Below are 15,317 nucleotides of genomic sequence, written 5' to 3'. Positions count from 1 at the left end.
TTCGGAGCCTGTAGCCAATTCGAGAAGTCTCGTCACATGTGCAGTGTCAACCTGATACTGCTTGTGATTTTGGTAGTCCCAGAGAACGAGTCGCCCGTCTAGAATTTTCAAGAACAATGTGGGTGTCATTGGTATGCCTAAGCCTGAGACCGGACGCCGGGCCCAGCGTCCGTTGCAAGGTCTAGTCCTTAGCTGTTCTTGGCCGGTGCAGTGTGCGGCGTGTTGTAGGCATCATTGGACTGGTTGGACAACGTCGGTTCGATCTGAATGAGTTGCATCTGGTTTTCTCCATTAAGTGAGTTTTCCCGGTGCAAATGACACTCGGGAGGCCGAATTCTGATATCCGTCGCCGGACGCCGCTATTCAATTTGAACGCCTCCTTTCGGTACTCACGAACGTGCCTGGTTAAGCCCAGCTGTCGTTGGAAGAGACTAATTTTGGGTTCGTTTTCGGGCGTCGGCCCCCGGTTTTTATGGTGTGGGCGTTGCTCAGACGGCCGCGCCGTCAACGTGTTGCGGGAGGGGTTTCTGTACCGTCATCGGGCCGACGCGCTACCATTCGGAAACGACGCTTGATTACGGAGAGGAAAATGAGTGTTTCGAAGGCGCCTGCGGATCGCAAGGTGATCCTCACGGGTGACCGTCCGACGGGCCCGCTGCATCTGGGCCACTACGTCGGTAGTCTCAAGAACCGTGTTGCATATCAGCACGAGTACAAGCAGTTCATTCTGGTCGCCGACGCTCAGGCGCTGACCGATAACACCGACGACGAAGGCAAAGGCCGCGACAAGGTCCATCGCAACGTCTCCGAGGTGGCGCTCGACTATCTGGCCGTCGGCATTGACCCGGACGTCACGACCATCTGCGTGCAGACCTGGCTGCCCGAACTGACCGAACTCACGTTCTACTACCTGAATCTGGTCACGGTGGCGCGTCTGGAGCGCAACCCGACCGTGAAGCAGGAAATCTCCCTGCGCAACTTCGAGCGCGATATTCCGGCCGGCTTCCTCACGTATCCCGTGAGCCAGGCGGCGGACATCACCGCGTTTCGCGCCACGCTCGTCCCCGTGGGCGAAGACCAGTTGCCGATGATCGAGCAGACGAACGAAATTGCGCGTCGCCTCAATCGCATGGCCGGTCGGGAGATCCTCACCGAAGCAAAGGCGCTCGTGCCGCCCATCGGGCGTCTGCCGGGCATCGACGGCAAGGCGAAGATGAGCAAGTCGCTCGGCAACGTCATCAACATTTCCTCCTCCCCGGACGAAATCCGCGCGGCCGTGAAGAAGTGCTACACCGACCCGCTGCACCTGAAGGTCGAAGACCCGGGGCATCTGGAAGGTAACGTCGCCTTCGCCTACCTCGATGCCTTCGACGAAGACAAGGAAGGCCTGCAAGCGCTCAAGGACCACTACGTGCGCGGCGGTCTGGCCGACTCGAAGGTGAAGGCGCGCCTGGAAGAGCGCCTTCAGGAAATGCTGCGTCCGATGCGCGAGCGTCGCGAGGAGTACGCGAAGAACCCCGACTACGTGTGGGACATGCTGCGCGCCGGTACCGAACGCGCCCGCGAGACGGTCTCGCACACGCTCGACGACGTCCGCTCGGTATTCGTCACGCCGGGCTGGAAGAAGTAAGTCACGCGTTGCGCGTCGATGACCGACGCATGGCGCATCGGCCCCCCGAGGACTGGAAATCTCTCCAGTGCCCGGGGGGCCGCTTACCACTGGGACCCAGGATCTATCCCTAACGCTTTCTGGCAGCGCTTGATTTCTGCCCGAAAGGTCGCGCGAATTGTCAGACGCGGGCCCTCCGTGTGTGACGAGGCGCCTTGATTCATCAGTTGCTCAGCCCGTGCTTCAAGTTGGTCAAGTAACTGCAAAGCATCGTCCTGACTCGCACGCAGTTGCCTGAGGCAAGCCATTTGCATCCGTAATTGGCTATTGCGGGAAGACAGCATCCCACGTCGGGTGAGCGCATCCGCCGCAGCGCAAACTGTGCCTGGCAGCGAACACGATGGGTATTGATGAGGAGGTGGGTTCTGATTGGAAATCTCTGGCATGACGTCGCTTATCCAAAAGGTAAAACGTTAAGTGAAACGGACGACAGCCTCGCGATCAAAGCGATGCGTGCATCGCGTCGTTGAGGCGATCGAGCTTGTGCATGATGTCCTTGTGCTTGCCCGCAGCCAGCCGAATCTGGGTGCCGCAATCGCTTAACCCTCGACGCAGAACGTCCTCTTCGCGCTCGCACACGGCCTCCTGTTGTTCCCTGATTCGCAAGTTCATCGATCCGTAGAGATTCCGCACTTTCTCGATGCACGCCGACATACCGTCCCATCCGCGATTGCGCGGGTAAGCGACAAGGGTGAACACGCTGTTGACCAGACTGAGGCCGCTGAGAAGCCCCGACGCAATCTTCAGTGCGACACCGATGATCACGAGCGTCGGAAACATCTGCGGCAGCAATATCGTCGCGGCAATGAGCGTGGCCGACAGCATGAAAAGAACGACAAGAATGGCGATTCTTATCTTCCATCGACGTCGTTCCGCAGGCATGGCAGCCGATGCCTGAAATAGCGCGTTGTCGATGATCGGTCGCATCCTGTCCAACGCGCGTCCCGCCCTTCGGGTGGCCACGGCGAGCTGTTGCGCTTTGATCACATCCTCGTCTTTTGGCAGATCGCCGGTTGCCGGGTCGTGGCTGTTCTGCGGTGGCTCGAACGCAACGCAGACGCTTTGCGCCTCCAGACACTGGACGGCGAGCAATGTCGCCAGGATGTCATTCACGGCATGTTCGAGGTGATAGAAGACCGTGAAGGCAGCGGTGGCATTGAGGGTGAGTCCGTCGCACGCCGGACGGGTCTTTTGTGAGCCGACCGACCGCCATGAACCCCATGGCGCCTGACGCGAACGGTAGATGCGCGCGATCGCTTTTTCCAGACTTCCGATCAAAGGTCCGATGGCGACGAGACCGTCGCCGTAATGGCGTGAGGCCGCGCTCACGCGCTCGACGAGCGCGTCGATCGGCGCAAACTCCTTCGACAGCGGTACGGCGTCGGCGTCGACCTTCACCATCTTCTCGATGTCGTTCCACGCGTTGCTTATCGCACGTAGCCCGTCGGAGATGGACGTTCGGAGCGTTTCGAGCGAATGCACTTCACAGGCCTCCTCCAGCGACATGACGTCCTGCTGCGTGACGCTGACGATCCAGTCACCGACGCGTGACCGCGAGGCGTCGCCTCTCGCGCTGGACGTCGAAAGTTGGCGCATGACGGACGGTGGCAGGGGCGTCAGAACGATTGTCATGGGGGACCTTGTTCTCTACGTTTGTGAGATGAGACTAGTCCCCCAACTTGCGTGCCGCTTTTACTTTTTGCCCGAGTGCCGGGACTGGCGAGCGCGCGCGCCGAAAGAAAAAAACGCCGCGACGTCATGCCCGTCGCGGCGTTTTCTCGTGCTTACGAAGCGGTAAAGCGATTACGGTTGCTTTGCGACCTTGCCGTCCTTGAAGACCCAGCGAATGGCCTCGCCCTGACCCGTCAGCACGTCGATCGATTCGAGCGGATTCCCATCGACGACGAGCACGTCGGCGAGCGCGCCCGGCGCGATCACGCCCAGCTCACCCACGCGATTCAGAATCTCCGCGCCGATCACCGTCGCGGAACGCAGCGTGTCGGCTGCGCCCAGCACGTCGGCGCGAATCGTCAGCTCGTCGGACTGATACTTGTGCATGTCGCCGAGCAGGTCCGAGCCGAAGCCCATCTTCACGCCAGCATCACGGTAGATCGCGAGCGATTCGCGACCGGCGCGTTGCACGCTCTCCACCTTGGCGACGGATTCCGGCGGCAGACCAGCGATTCGCCGTCCTTGGCGAGGGCGTCGTAGGTAACGAGCGTTGGCACCACGTAAGCGCCTTTCTCGGCCATGAGCTTCGCCGTCTCGGCGTCGCACAGATTGCCGTGCTCGATGGTGCGCACGCCGCAACGCACAGCGCGCGCGATGGCCTTCGGTGTGTACGCGTGCGCCATCACGTAAGTCTGTGCCGCTTCCGCTTCCGCCACGGCTGCGCGGATTTCGTCTTCCGAATACTGCGTGTTGGCGATGGGATCGACCGGCGAGGCCACGCCCCCCGATGCCATCAGTTTGATCTGCGTCGCGCCCTTCTGAATCTCTTCGCGCACGGCGAGACGAATCGGATCGACGCCGTCGACCACGCGGCCGATGGCACCCGCACGGAACGCGCACGAGCACGGCTCAAGCACGTCGCTGCGCGGACGGAAATCGCCGTGGCCGCCGGTTTGCGACAGCGCCTTGCCCGACGGGAAAATGCGCGGGCCCGGGATCACGCCTTGTTCGATCGCCTGTTGCAGCGCCCAGTCGGCACCGCCTGCGTCGCGCACGGTGGTGAAGCCGCGATTGAGCATGCCCTGCATGATCGGCAGCGACTTGAGCACGGTCAGCACGTTCGGCTGACTGGCGTTGGTGCCGAGGTTCGGATGCGAGGCGAGCACGTGCACGTGGCAGTCGATCATGCCGGGCATGACGGTCTTGCCGGTGACGTCGATCACCGTTGCATCGGCGATGTCGAGCGGCGTGGCGCTCACCGCCGTGATGCGATTGCCGACGATGGCCACATCGTGACGTTCGAGCAGGCGACCGGTGGCCGCGTCGAGCACATTGCCGCCGCGAAGCAAAGTAGCGGTCGTAGGGGCGGTCGTGGAGGACATGGGGGAATTCCTTGGAAAAAAGCACAAGGCGCGCCGGATCAGGGCGCGCCTTGTTTAGGGGAAACTCAGACCTTGGCGGTCTTTGGCAGCGGCTTGACGAAGCAGGTGCCGACCAGACTGATGGCCGCCGCAACGATCACGTAGATCGCCGGGGCCATGTTGCTGCCCGTGCGCGCAATCAGCCACGTGATGATCAGTGCAGCGAAGCCGCCGAAGATCGTGACCGCGAAGTTGTACGCCACCGACAGGCCGGTCGAGAGCACCTTCGCCGGGAACAACTCGGAGAACGCGGCGAGAATCGGGCCGGTGTAGCAGGCGATCAGCAGGCCAAACACGATCTGGAACGTGAGCAGCGATTGAAGGCCCGGCGACACGTTCAGGTACGTGAACATCGGCCACGCAAGCACCAGAATCAGCAGTGCCGAACCCGTCAGGAACGGGCGACGACCGAGGCGGTCCGCCAGACGTCCCACGACCGGGGCGAACACGAGGATCATCGCGCCGCCGACCATGCCTGCGGTGAAGCCGTTCGATGCGGGCAGATGCAGTACGCGCTGGGCATACGTCGGCATGTAGAACAGCAGCACGTAGGTGCAGATCGTCCACAGCACGACCATGGAGAAGCTCGCGAGCGTTTCCTTGGGGTATTGCGAGAAGACGTCGCGCAGCGGCGTGTCGGACTTCTCTGCGTTCTGGAACGTCGGCGTTTCGTCGATCTTGTTACGGATGTAGAAACCGACCGGGCCGATCAGCATGCCGACGATGAACGGCACACGCCAGCCCCACGATTCGAGCGACGCCTTGTCGAGTTCGGTCGTCACGAACGTGCCCACGGCCGCACCGAGCAGCACGGCAAAGCCGATGCTCGATTGAATCCATGCGGAGTAGTAAGCGCGTTGATTGGCCGGTGCGTATTCCGTCAGGAATGCCGTCGCGCCCCCCATGTCACCGCCGGCAGAGAAGCCTTGCAGCAAGCGGGCCAGCACGATGATGAGCGGTGCGGCGAGTCCGATCTGATCGTACGTCGGGGCCAGACCGATCATGGCCGTACCCGCCGCCATCAACAGGATGGTGAGCGAGAGGGCGGCCTTGCGGCCCACGCGGTCGGAGTAGATGCCGAGCACGATGCCACCGACCGGGCGCATGAAGAAGCCCACGCCGAAGGTGGCCACGGCCAGCAGGAACGACGAGAGGTCGTCGCCCGTGGGAAAGAACTGCTTCGCGATGATCGCGGCGAAGAAGCTATAGACGGTGAAGTCGAACCATTCAAGCCCGTTGCCGATCACCGTCGCCACGATCGCGTGACGGCGCTGGCGGGCCATGTTGTCTTGAGGCACTGCGTAGGTCGCCTGCATCTGGGTCTCCCGGAGGATGGGTGGCGTCCGTTGCGTGTCTTGCTGTCACGTCATGCCGGTAATACGCCTGCTTTTTTGTCGGATCACGTTCGTTCGCAGGCAATGGGAATCCAAAGCCGCTACCGGACGTGCGCGGATAAGACAGAAAGTAGTTCAGACAAAATGACAGGCAAAACGATAATTCCGCATGTTGCCATGCGTGCAGCGCATGGCAACTTTTGGAAACGTGCGTAACCCCTATGATGGGAAACGAGTTTCCGAGTAAATCCAGTTGCGGAAAATTCGTGCTGCGGCATGCTCATGGCGCTCGGCAGGCCATACGAGGTAGTAGCCGCCGCCCAGACTGGCCGATGCGTCGCACGCGGGCACGAGCAGACCGGCGTCGAGACACGGGTCGATCATGTGACGCCAGCCCAGTCCGCCGCCTTCGATGGCCATCTGCACGAGCAGCGGGTAGTAATTGGCGCTCACCATGCGCGGGAATTTCGGCGCGTTCACGCCTTGCAGCTCGAACCAGTCGGGCCACGACATCCACTTGCGCTGACCGTCTTCGATGAAGAGCAGCGTTTCGCTCACGAGATCGGCGGGAGTGAGCTGACGTCCGTCGAGATAGCTGGGGGAGCAGACGGGGAAGACTTCCTCGTCGAAGAGACGGCGTCCGGCGAAATCGGGCGGCAGGTCGTTGCGCACGTAATACACGCCGAGATCGAATTCGGACGCGGAGAGCGACGTGATGCCGTCCTTCACGATCACGCGAATCTTGATGTCGGGGTGTGCTGCGCGAAAGCGCATGAGTTGCGGCGTCATCCAGAGCACGGCCACGCCGGACGAGCACGCGACCGTGAGTTCCAGATCGCCGCGTCGTTTCATGAGGTCGGCCGTGGCTTCGGCGCATTCGCCGAGCAGACGCTGAATCTGCTCGGCGTAGCGTTGTCCGGCCACCGTCAGCCGCAGCGTGCGATGCTCGCGTGTGAACAGCGCGCGCCCGAGAAACTCTTCGAGCTGCGCGATCTGCCGACTCACGGCGCTTTGCGTGAGGTTGAGTTCCGCGGCCGCCCGGGTGAAGTTCGCGTGCCGCACGGCGGCATCGAACGCAATCAGGCAGTGCAGCGGCGGCAGGGGCGAAATCGGCATGCGCGGTGACGGTGAGTACGGAGTGCGAGTCAGGCGCTTAGCGCTTGCCGACCATTTGCTCCGGGCGAACCCAGGCGTCGAACTGCTCGGCCGTGACGTGGCCCAGCGCGAGGGCGGATGCCTTGAGCGTCGTGCCCTCCTTGTGTGCCTTCTTCGCGATCTGCGCGGCCTTGTCGTAACCGATGTGCGGGTTGAGCGCGGTCACGAGCATGAGCGACTCTTCGAGCAGCGTGCCGATGCGTTCGCGGTTCGGCTCGATCCCGATTGCGCAGTTGTCGTTGAAGCTGACCGCGCCGTCGGCGAGCACGCGCACGCTTTGCAGGAAGTTGTGGATGAGCATCGGCTTGAACACGTTCAGTTCGAAGTTGCCCATCGAACCGCCGATGTTGATCGCGACGTCGTTGCCCAGCACCTGAGCGCACAGCATCGTCATGGCTTCGCATTGCGTCGGGTTGACCTTGCCCGGCATGATCGAGCTGCCCGGTTCGTTTTCCGGAATCTGCAACTCGCCGATGCCGCAACGCGGGCCGCTGGCGAGCCAGCGCACGTCGTTGGCGATCTTCATGAAGCTGGCAGCCAGCGTCTTGAGCGTGCCGTGGGCGTTGACGATGGCGTCGTTGGCCGCGAGCGCTTCGAACTTGTTCGGTGCGGTGACGAACGGCAGGCCGGTGTCGCGGGCGAGCGCGTCGGCGACCTTCTTCGCAAATTCGGGGTGTGCGTTCAGGCCGGTGCCGACGGCAGTACCGCCGAGGGCGAGTTCGGCGACGTGGGGCAGCGCGTTGTCGACGTGCTTCAGGCCGTGGTCGATCTGCGCCACCCAGCCGGAGATTTCCTGACCGAGCGTGAGCGGCGTGGCGTCCTGCAAGTGCGTGCGGCCGATCTTGACGATGTCGTCATAGGCGCGCGCCTTCGCATGCAGCGTGTCGCGCAGCTGACCGACACTGGGCTTGAGGTGGTTCACGAGGGCGTCGAGGGCGGCCACGCTCATGGCGGTCGGGAAGACGTCGTTCGACGACTGGCCCTTGTTCACGTCGTCGTTCGGATGCACCAGGCGCTCTTCGCCACGCACGCCGCCGAGCAGTTCGCTGGCGCGGTTCGCGAGCACTTCGTTCATGTTCATGTTCGACTGCGTGCCCGAGCCGGTCTGCCACACGGCGAGCGGGAATTCGTCGTCGTGCTTGCCGTCGACGACTTCGTCGGCAGCCTTGATGATCGCGTCGGCCTTCTTGGCGTCCAGCACGCCCAGATCCTTGTTGACCTCGGCCGCTGCACGCTTCACGCGAGCGAGCGCGCGCACGAGTTCGCGCGGCATTTTCTCGGTGGAAATCTTGAAGTTTTGCAGCGAGCGCTGGGTTTGCGCACCCCACAGACGGTCGGCAGGCACAGCAATTTCGCCGAAGGTATCGCGTTCCATTCGCACATCAGACATGATCGACTCCTCGAAGAGAGAATTAAATTCTAGAGCTTTAGAAAGGATCCGGCATGGCAGCCATTCGGGGACGTGCCATATCGTGGGAATGAATTGCGGGGAGATGGGCCTTTTCGAATGTCTTGAGCGTGAAGGCCTGAGCAGGCATGGATTATGCGCCGGAATTGCGCTGCGAGGGGCGCGCAAGGGGGGCACGAGAGGGGCTGAAACGCGCGTGTCCTGCCCCGAAAGTCGGCTCATGCCCACACGGCGGTGACCAGTTGCAGTGCGGCGGCAATGGCGGGCTCCTCGCGCCGCGAGGCGAGGGTGACGAACGTGAGTTCCGTGGGCACCGCCACGCTGTCGACGATCACCAGGCCGTGCGCACGCGCCTCGCGCAGCGCGATCGAGTCGCGCACCAGCGACAGACCGATACCCGACTTCACGAGATCGAGCATCGAAGGCTCCTGATCCACTTCCGCGACTTTGACGGGCGACGCTCCGGCTTCGCCGAAAACCGCCGACAGCAGACGGTTGTGCGCCGATTCGGGCGGTGTCCAAATCCACGGCAGGGCGGCGAGTTCGCGCCAGCCGCGCCGGGACACACGCTCGCGCCAGCCAGCGGGCGCCAGCACCTGATAGGAAAAGGGTGTGAGGGTAATGGCGTGAAAGCGCGCCGGGTCGGGACTGCCAATATAGAAGCCGACGTCCAGCTCGCTGCGCGCAAGCCGTTGCAACACGTCGCCCGACATGCTGTGACGCAGGGCCGTCTCGATCTGCGGATACGACTCCACCAGACGTTTGAGAAACGCCCCCAGACGCGTGAATTCCGGGTCGAGGATGGTGCCGATGCGCAGGCGTCCGCGCACGGTATCGCGCAGCGCACCGGCGGCCTGCTGCAGGTCGGTCAACGCCGCCAGCATGCGCTCGGCGAGTGGCAGCAGTGCCTGACCGTCCCGCGTGAGCGCCAGCCCTTGTGCGGTGCGCGTGAAGAGGGTGAGTCGCAGCGTCTCCTGCAACGCCTTCACCTGAAGGCTCACCGCGGGCTGTGTCAGATGCAGACGTTGGGCGGCACGCGTGAGATTGCCCTCACGGGCGATGGCGACGAAGGCGCGAAGATGAGCGAGTTCCATGGGCGACGGGCGAAAGCAGGCAATTCAGCGGGGCAATATAAGCGGATCTTATATTGCTTTTGATTTTTTCTCATTGGATTGCGGCCGGTCGCAGCAGTACGCTTGGGGCTACTCGTGGCGCCGAGCGCGACAATGCCGGTGCCGATGCCTTGAAATTCCCAGGAAACGAACATGAGCAACGCTGATATTCCGACCGTCCAGCACTTCATCGGTGGCCAACGTGTGGCCGGTGAGGGTGAGCGCTTCGCCGACGTCTTCAATCCGGCCGAGGGGGCCGTGAGCGCTCGCGTGGCGCTGGCCAGCGTGAAGGACGTGAATGCAGCGGTGGCGGCGGCGAAAGCGGCGCTGCCGTCATGGTCGGAGACGGCCCCGCTCAAGCGCGCCCGCGTGCTGTTCAAGTTCAAGGCGCTGCTCGACGAGCATCAGGACGAACTCGCCCGCATCATCACCCGCGAACACGGCAAGGTGTTCTCCGACGCGCGCGGCGAAGTCACGCGCGGCATCGAGATCGTCGAGTACGCGTGTGGTGCGCCGAATCTGCTGATGGGCAAGCACAGCGACAACATCGGCGGCGGCATCGACAACTGGCATCTGCGTCAGCCGGTCGGCGTCTGCGCGGGGATCACGCCGTTCAACTTCCCGGTGATGGTGCCGATGTGGATGTTCCCGATCGCGCTCGCCTGCGGCAATACGTTCGTGCTCAAGCCGTCCGAGCGCGATCCGTCGGCGAGTCTGCTGATCGCCGATCTGCTGCGTGAAGCCGGGTTGCCCGACGGCGTGTTCAATGTCGTGCAGGGCGACAAGGTCGCCGTGGATGCCCTGCTCGATCACCCGGACGTCGAAGCGCTGTCGTTCGTCGGCTCGACACCGATTGCCGAGTACATCTACACGGAAGGTACGCGACGCGGCAAGCGCGTGCAGGCGCTCGGCGGTGCGAAGAATCATCTCGTGGTGATGCCCGATGCGAATCTCGATCAGGCCGTCGATGCTCTGATCGGCGCGGCCTACGGCTCGGCGGGCGAGCGTTGCATGGCGATCTCGGTGGCCGTTGCGGTGGGGCAGGTGGCGGATCGTCTGGTCGAAGCGCTGGTGCCGCGTGTGAAGGCGCTGCGCGTCGGGCCGGGTGTGGACGACGCGTCGGAGATGGGGCCGGTGGTCACGGCGGCCCACAAGGCGAAGATCGAGGGCTATATTGCGCAAGGAGTGAGTGCCGGAGCGACGCTGCTCGTCGACGGTCGCGGCCTGCAAGTCCCGGGGCACGAGCAGGGCTTCTTCCTCGGCGGCACGCTGTTCGATCACGTGACGAGCGAGATGACGATCTATCGCGACGAAATTTTCGGACCGGTGCTGGCCGTCGTGCGCGTGCCCGATCTTGCGTCGGCCATCGACCTGATCAACGCGCACGAGTTCGGCAACGGTGTGTCGTGTTTCACGAGCGACGGCGGCGTGGCGCGCGCGTTCTCGCGTCAGGTGAAGATCGGCATGGTGGGCATCAACGTGCCGATTCCGGTGCCGATGGCGTGGCAGTCGTTCGGCGGATGGAAGCGTTCGTTGTTCGGCGATCACCACGCTTATGGCGAAGAGGGCATTCGCTTCTACACGCGCTTCAAGAGCGTGATGCAGCGCTGGCCGGACAGCATCGGCAAGGGGGCCGAGTTCACCATGCCGGTGGCGAAGTAAAGCGCGACGCGGCAAGCCACACAACGACAAAAATGAACCCGGTGAGGGTGGCGACAGTCCACCTCACTCGGGTGCCGCACCAGCGTCGGCACCGCACTATGGCGAGTGCCGCGCCAACGACGGAGACATGCGGGAATGAGCAAGCAGACGGACAAGCATAGCGACAAGCAGGAGCGCTTCGATTACATCATCGTCGGGGCCGGGTCGGCGGGCTGTGTGCTGGCGAACCGTCTCACGCAAGACCCCGACGTCACCGTGCTGCTGCTCGAAGCGGGCGGCAAGGACGACTATCACTGGATTCACATCCCCGTCGGCTATCTCTATTGCATCGGCAACCCGCGCACGGACTGGCTGTATCGCACGCAGGCGGAAGCCGGGCTCAACGGTCGCTCGCTCGCCTATCCTCGCGGGCGAGTGCTGGGCGGCAGTTCGTCGATCAACGGCATGATCTACATGCGCGGTCAGCGTGAGGATTACGACGTGTGGGCCGACGCGACCGGCGACGACGGCTGGCGCTGGGACAACGTGCTGCCGCTCTTCAAGCGCAGCGAAGACCACTACAACGGAAGCTCCGAGTTTCACGGTAGCGGTGGCGAATGGCGCGTCGAGAAACAGCGGCTGTCGTGGCGCGTGCTCGATTCGTTTGCAGACGCCGCCGAGCAGATCGGCATCCCCAAAACCGACGACTTCAATCGCGGCGATAACTTCGGCATCGGCTACTTCGAAGTGAATCAGCGGCGCGGTGTGCGCTGGAGTGCGGCGAAGGGGTTCTTGCGACCGGCGTCGCAACGTCCGAATCTGACGGTGATCACGGGCGCGAGCGTGAGCCGTCTGACTTTCGACGGCACGCGCTGCACGGGGGTCGCGTATCGCGGGGGCAACGAGGACTTCGTGGCGCTCGCGAACGTCGAGACGATTCTCGCGGCAGGTGCGGTCAATTCGCCGCATCTGCTCGAAGTGTCCGGCATTGGCGACGGCGAACGGTTGCGCAATCTCGGCATCGATGTCGTGTCGCATGTGCCCGCTGTCGGCGAGAACTTGCAGGACCATCTGCAATTGCGCACGGTGTACAAACTGCGCGGTGCGAAGACGCTCAACCTCAGCGCGAACAGTCTGCTCGGCAAGCTGTCGATCGGCATGCAATACGCGTTCACGCAGCGCGGGCCGATGAGCATGGCGCCGTCGCAGCTCGGGGCGTTTGCGCGCAGTCGCGAAGACATGGCGCGACCCGATCTGGAGTATCACGTGCAGCCGCTGTCGCTGGAGAAGTTCGGCGAGCCGTTGCACAAGTTCAACGCGTTCACGGCGTCGGTGTGCAATCTGCGACCGACGTCGCGCGGCCATGTGCATCTCACGTCGCCGGACGCGCGCGTCGCACCGAACATCGCGCCGCACTATCTCTCGACGGAAGAGGACCTGCGCGTGGCGGCCGACGCCATCAAACTTACGCGCCGCATCGTGGGCGCACCGGCGTTCGCCCGTTACGAACCGCGCGAGTATCTGCCGGGACCGTCGTATCAGAGCGACGATGACCTCAAGCGCGCGGCGGGCGACATCGGCACGACGATCTTCCATCCGGTCGGCACATGTCGCATGGGGCGCGGGGATGACCCCGATGCCGTCGTCGATCCGCAGTTGCGCGTGCGCGGCGTGCAGGGGTTGCGTGTGGTGGATGCGTCCGTCATGCCGACGATCACGTCGGGCAACACCAACTCGCCGACGATCATGATCGCGGAGCGTGCCAGCGACATGATTCGCGCGGCGCGTAAGGCTGGGGTTCGGTGAGCATTTCGACAAAGAGAATGACGATGCGCTTTATGCGAAGCGAATCTCACGAAAATGAGAGGAAGACGCCGCTCGCGTCATCTCTCCGCTTGCTATCGGCCGGGCTGCAGGCAAGCGTCGCTTCGTGGGCCCTGAGTTTCCCAAGCAAAGCGTTGAGCCCGCATTGTGTTACGAGTCTTAATGCTTCTTCAGCAGTCATCAGCCCATAGGTGTCCCACGCACGTGATAGGCCGTCCGTGCCGATCAGGATATGTGCGGGACTATCGAGCGTTAGATGGGATGTCTTGGCATTGAAGGCACTCACGGGGTTTAGCGTCAGTGCGGAACTGAATTGGTTACGTTGTTGCTGGCATCTCCGTGACCGCAATAGAGCAAGTGATTCATCGGCAAACCCCGAGTGTGGTTTCCATTTGTCGTAGGTTTGCGGAACAGGCTGGGTCGGGTTGTCTGGCGCCCTCGATGGAAGCGGGGCGTGCTCGAAGAGTTCAAAGCAGTCGGCGTAACGGTGAATCGAGACGGCAAGTCTCTTGGGCGAGACGGCATTGATCTCCACAATCGTTGCCGCCGCTACGGGCCACTCGTGCATCGGGTTGGCTCCGGCACAAGCATCGAAGTATTCGTGCCGTATCGCGTGTAGTTTTTCATGGAGGTTCGACGACGCGAACGAGGGTGCTGATAATTCCGGCAGCGATTCCGCCACCTTCCGCGCAAACCAACCGGCGTCGGAAACGTCGCAGAACGTCGTAAACGCCGCCTCCGAGAGCGTCGATGCACCGTCTATTGCCCACGCAAGAATGGACTGCCCTGCTCTGTGGTATCCCACGACGTCCTCGCAGGGGATGTCCTTGTAAATGCCTTGGGAAATACATTCGATGTGCGGGGTCATGACGATGCTCCGTCAGCCGATATCGCGATCTGCAAGGTCCGCAATCCACCCGAAATGAAGAGGTCGCTCATGTAATCACCGTCGAGCGTTCGTTGAAGTCTGCATGCTTGTTCTATTTCAAGTATCCCTGTAGAGACAAGACGTGGGGAAAACTGACGGAACGAGAGGCCAACAAGCGCCTTATGCTGCTTTTGCCAGATCGTCGGTTGACTAAATCGCGCGGCTCGAATGTTGACGTCTTCCCTTGTAACGAACGACCAAACATCACCGATGCAGTCGTAATCGATGCCGTGGGTTTTTCCGTACGCCTTGATTGCGGCGTTCGCCTGCTCGAAAGCCGTCAAGCGGGGCACGCAGAAAAGACTATCCAAAGACGGCTCTTCAATAACTAGTGTGCCCGATGGCGTCAGGAGGTCGAGTAGCGCCCTTATCGCAGAGTCGCGTCGAACGATGTGCAGGAGCGTGAAGCGGCAGGTAATGAGCTCGAATGTGGGCGCTGAACGGAATATCTTGGCGAGGTCAGTGAGGTCACCCTGTCGGAACTCGATGTTTCCGAGGCCGGCTGCGAGGGCGGATGACTCCGCCGCCAGTAGTTGCTCCGGGCTGTTATCAAGGCCTGTCACCGCGGTCTCTGGGCTATGTGCAGCGGGCCATTGGGCGATTTGCCCATGCCCACACCCGACATCGAGGATGCGCCCATGTGAAGGAGTGAAACTACGAAGGAATTCGGTTGTTGCTGGGTTATATATCTCGGAAGTCAGTGTAAGCCGCTGTCGGTCCTTGTTCCCGGTGAGCAATGGGTAATCGGTCGCTTCCATCGGGGCATAGTTCGGCGAGGGGGGGGCATGTTCCTCCTGGGCACATGCGTTCCAATAGAAGCTTGGCATATTGATCGGCTTCGCGGCATTCGTATCTATCCATTCAAAAGCCGTGTGCTCGTCACCGAGTATTGGGTTGTCCGACGTAATGGAGCACGAGTAGAAGACGAGCAATACACGTTTGCCTGGAACAACTTCACAGGATTGGCTTCCCACGTAGGTTGCCGACGTGACAACGAGTCCGCATTCTTCCCGGACTTCCCGGATCAATGCTGCCTCAAGCGATTCGCCGACTTCGGGGCGTCCGCCGGGTAACTCTAGCTCGCCACGAGGGTTGGTCAGAAAGAGGACGCCACTTGGTCCGCGAGCGATGGCTTTGACGCTAATGGGTTCCAT

General features: G+C 62.3%; 10 protein-coding genes and 1 pseudogene. 3 read left to right on the top strand and 8 right to left on the bottom strand.

The genetic code is table 11. From position 1 onward, the window contains the following. Positions 1-589: 589 nt before the first annotated feature. The gene (gene trpS / locus MB84_RS24610) at positions 590-1,630 is read left to right on the top strand and encodes a tryptophan--tRNA ligase (protein ID WP_046290233.1); all 1,041 of its coding nucleotides are present in this window, start codon (positions 590-592) and stop codon (positions 1,628-1,630) included. Between the two features lie 480 nt (positions 1,631-2,110). Here trpS and MB84_RS24600 read toward each other — a convergent pair whose 3' ends face one another. The 6 genes and pseudogenes from MB84_RS24600 to MB84_RS24575 form a co-directional block, all read right to left on the bottom strand. Beyond that, complete coding sequence (locus MB84_RS24600; protein ID WP_157122839.1) at positions 2,111-3,301, bottom strand: hypothetical protein; 1,191 nt, start codon at positions 3,299-3,301, stop codon at positions 2,111-2,113. Positions 3,302-3,472: 171 nt separating this feature from the next. Next, positions 3,473-4,722 (bottom strand): annotated as a pseudogene (locus tag MB84_RS24595) (metal-dependent hydrolase family protein). Positions 4,723-4,787: 65 nt separating this feature from the next. Beyond that, positions 4,788-6,077 carry an MFS transporter gene (locus tag MB84_RS24590; RefSeq protein ID WP_046290230.1) on the bottom strand — a complete coding sequence of 430 codons (1,290 nt, stop codon included), beginning with the start codon at positions 6,075-6,077 and terminating at the stop codon, positions 4,788-4,790. A gap of 237 nt (positions 6,078-6,314) precedes the next feature. Beyond that, positions 6,315-7,211, bottom strand: coding sequence for a LysR substrate-binding domain-containing protein (locus MB84_RS24585; RefSeq protein ID WP_046290229.1), 897 nt, complete (start codon positions 7,209-7,211; stop codon positions 6,315-6,317). Between the two features lie 37 nt (positions 7,212-7,248). Further along, on the bottom strand, positions 7,249-8,643 hold the full coding sequence (gene fumC / locus MB84_RS24580) for a class II fumarate hydratase (protein WP_211279392.1): 1,395 nt from the start codon (positions 8,641-8,643) through the stop codon (positions 7,249-7,251). 233 nt (positions 8,644-8,876) lie between these two features. After that, complete coding sequence (locus MB84_RS24575) at positions 8,877-9,752, bottom strand: LysR family transcriptional regulator (protein ID WP_046290227.1); 876 nt, start codon at positions 9,750-9,752, stop codon at positions 8,877-8,879. Positions 9,753-9,923: 171 nt separating this feature from the next. On the opposite strand from MB84_RS24575, the gene MB84_RS24570 reads away from it, so the two are divergent. After that, on the top strand, positions 9,924-11,432 hold the full coding sequence (locus tag MB84_RS24570; RefSeq protein WP_046290226.1) for a CoA-acylating methylmalonate-semialdehyde dehydrogenase: 1,509 nt from the start codon (positions 9,924-9,926) through the stop codon (positions 11,430-11,432). Between the two features lie 135 nt (positions 11,433-11,567). Then, a complete protein-coding gene (locus tag MB84_RS24565; RefSeq protein WP_046290225.1) occupies positions 11,568-13,217 on the top strand; it encodes a GMC family oxidoreductase in 1,650 nt (549 codons plus the stop codon). A 46-nt stretch (positions 13,218-13,263) separates the two neighbouring features. On the opposite strand, the gene MB84_RS24560 is transcribed toward MB84_RS24565, so the two are convergent. Both MB84_RS24560 and MB84_RS24555 read right to left on the bottom strand, forming a co-directional pair. Continuing rightward, complete coding sequence (locus MB84_RS24560; protein WP_046290224.1) at positions 13,264-14,103, bottom strand: hypothetical protein; 840 nt, start codon at positions 14,101-14,103, stop codon at positions 13,264-13,266. Continuing rightward, positions 14,100-15,317 (bottom strand): methyltransferase domain-containing protein, encoded by a 1,218-nt coding sequence (locus MB84_RS24555; protein WP_084009966.1) that lies wholly within the window; start codon positions 15,315-15,317, stop codon positions 14,100-14,102. The genes MB84_RS24560 and MB84_RS24555 overlap by 4 nt, the downstream gene beginning before the upstream one ends.

This window comes from Pandoraea oxalativorans, assembly GCF_000972785.3.
Taxonomy (GTDB): Bacteria; Pseudomonadota; Gammaproteobacteria; order Burkholderiales; family Burkholderiaceae; genus Pandoraea; species Pandoraea oxalativorans.
This window is presented reverse-complemented; position numbering and strand designations above follow the sequence as displayed.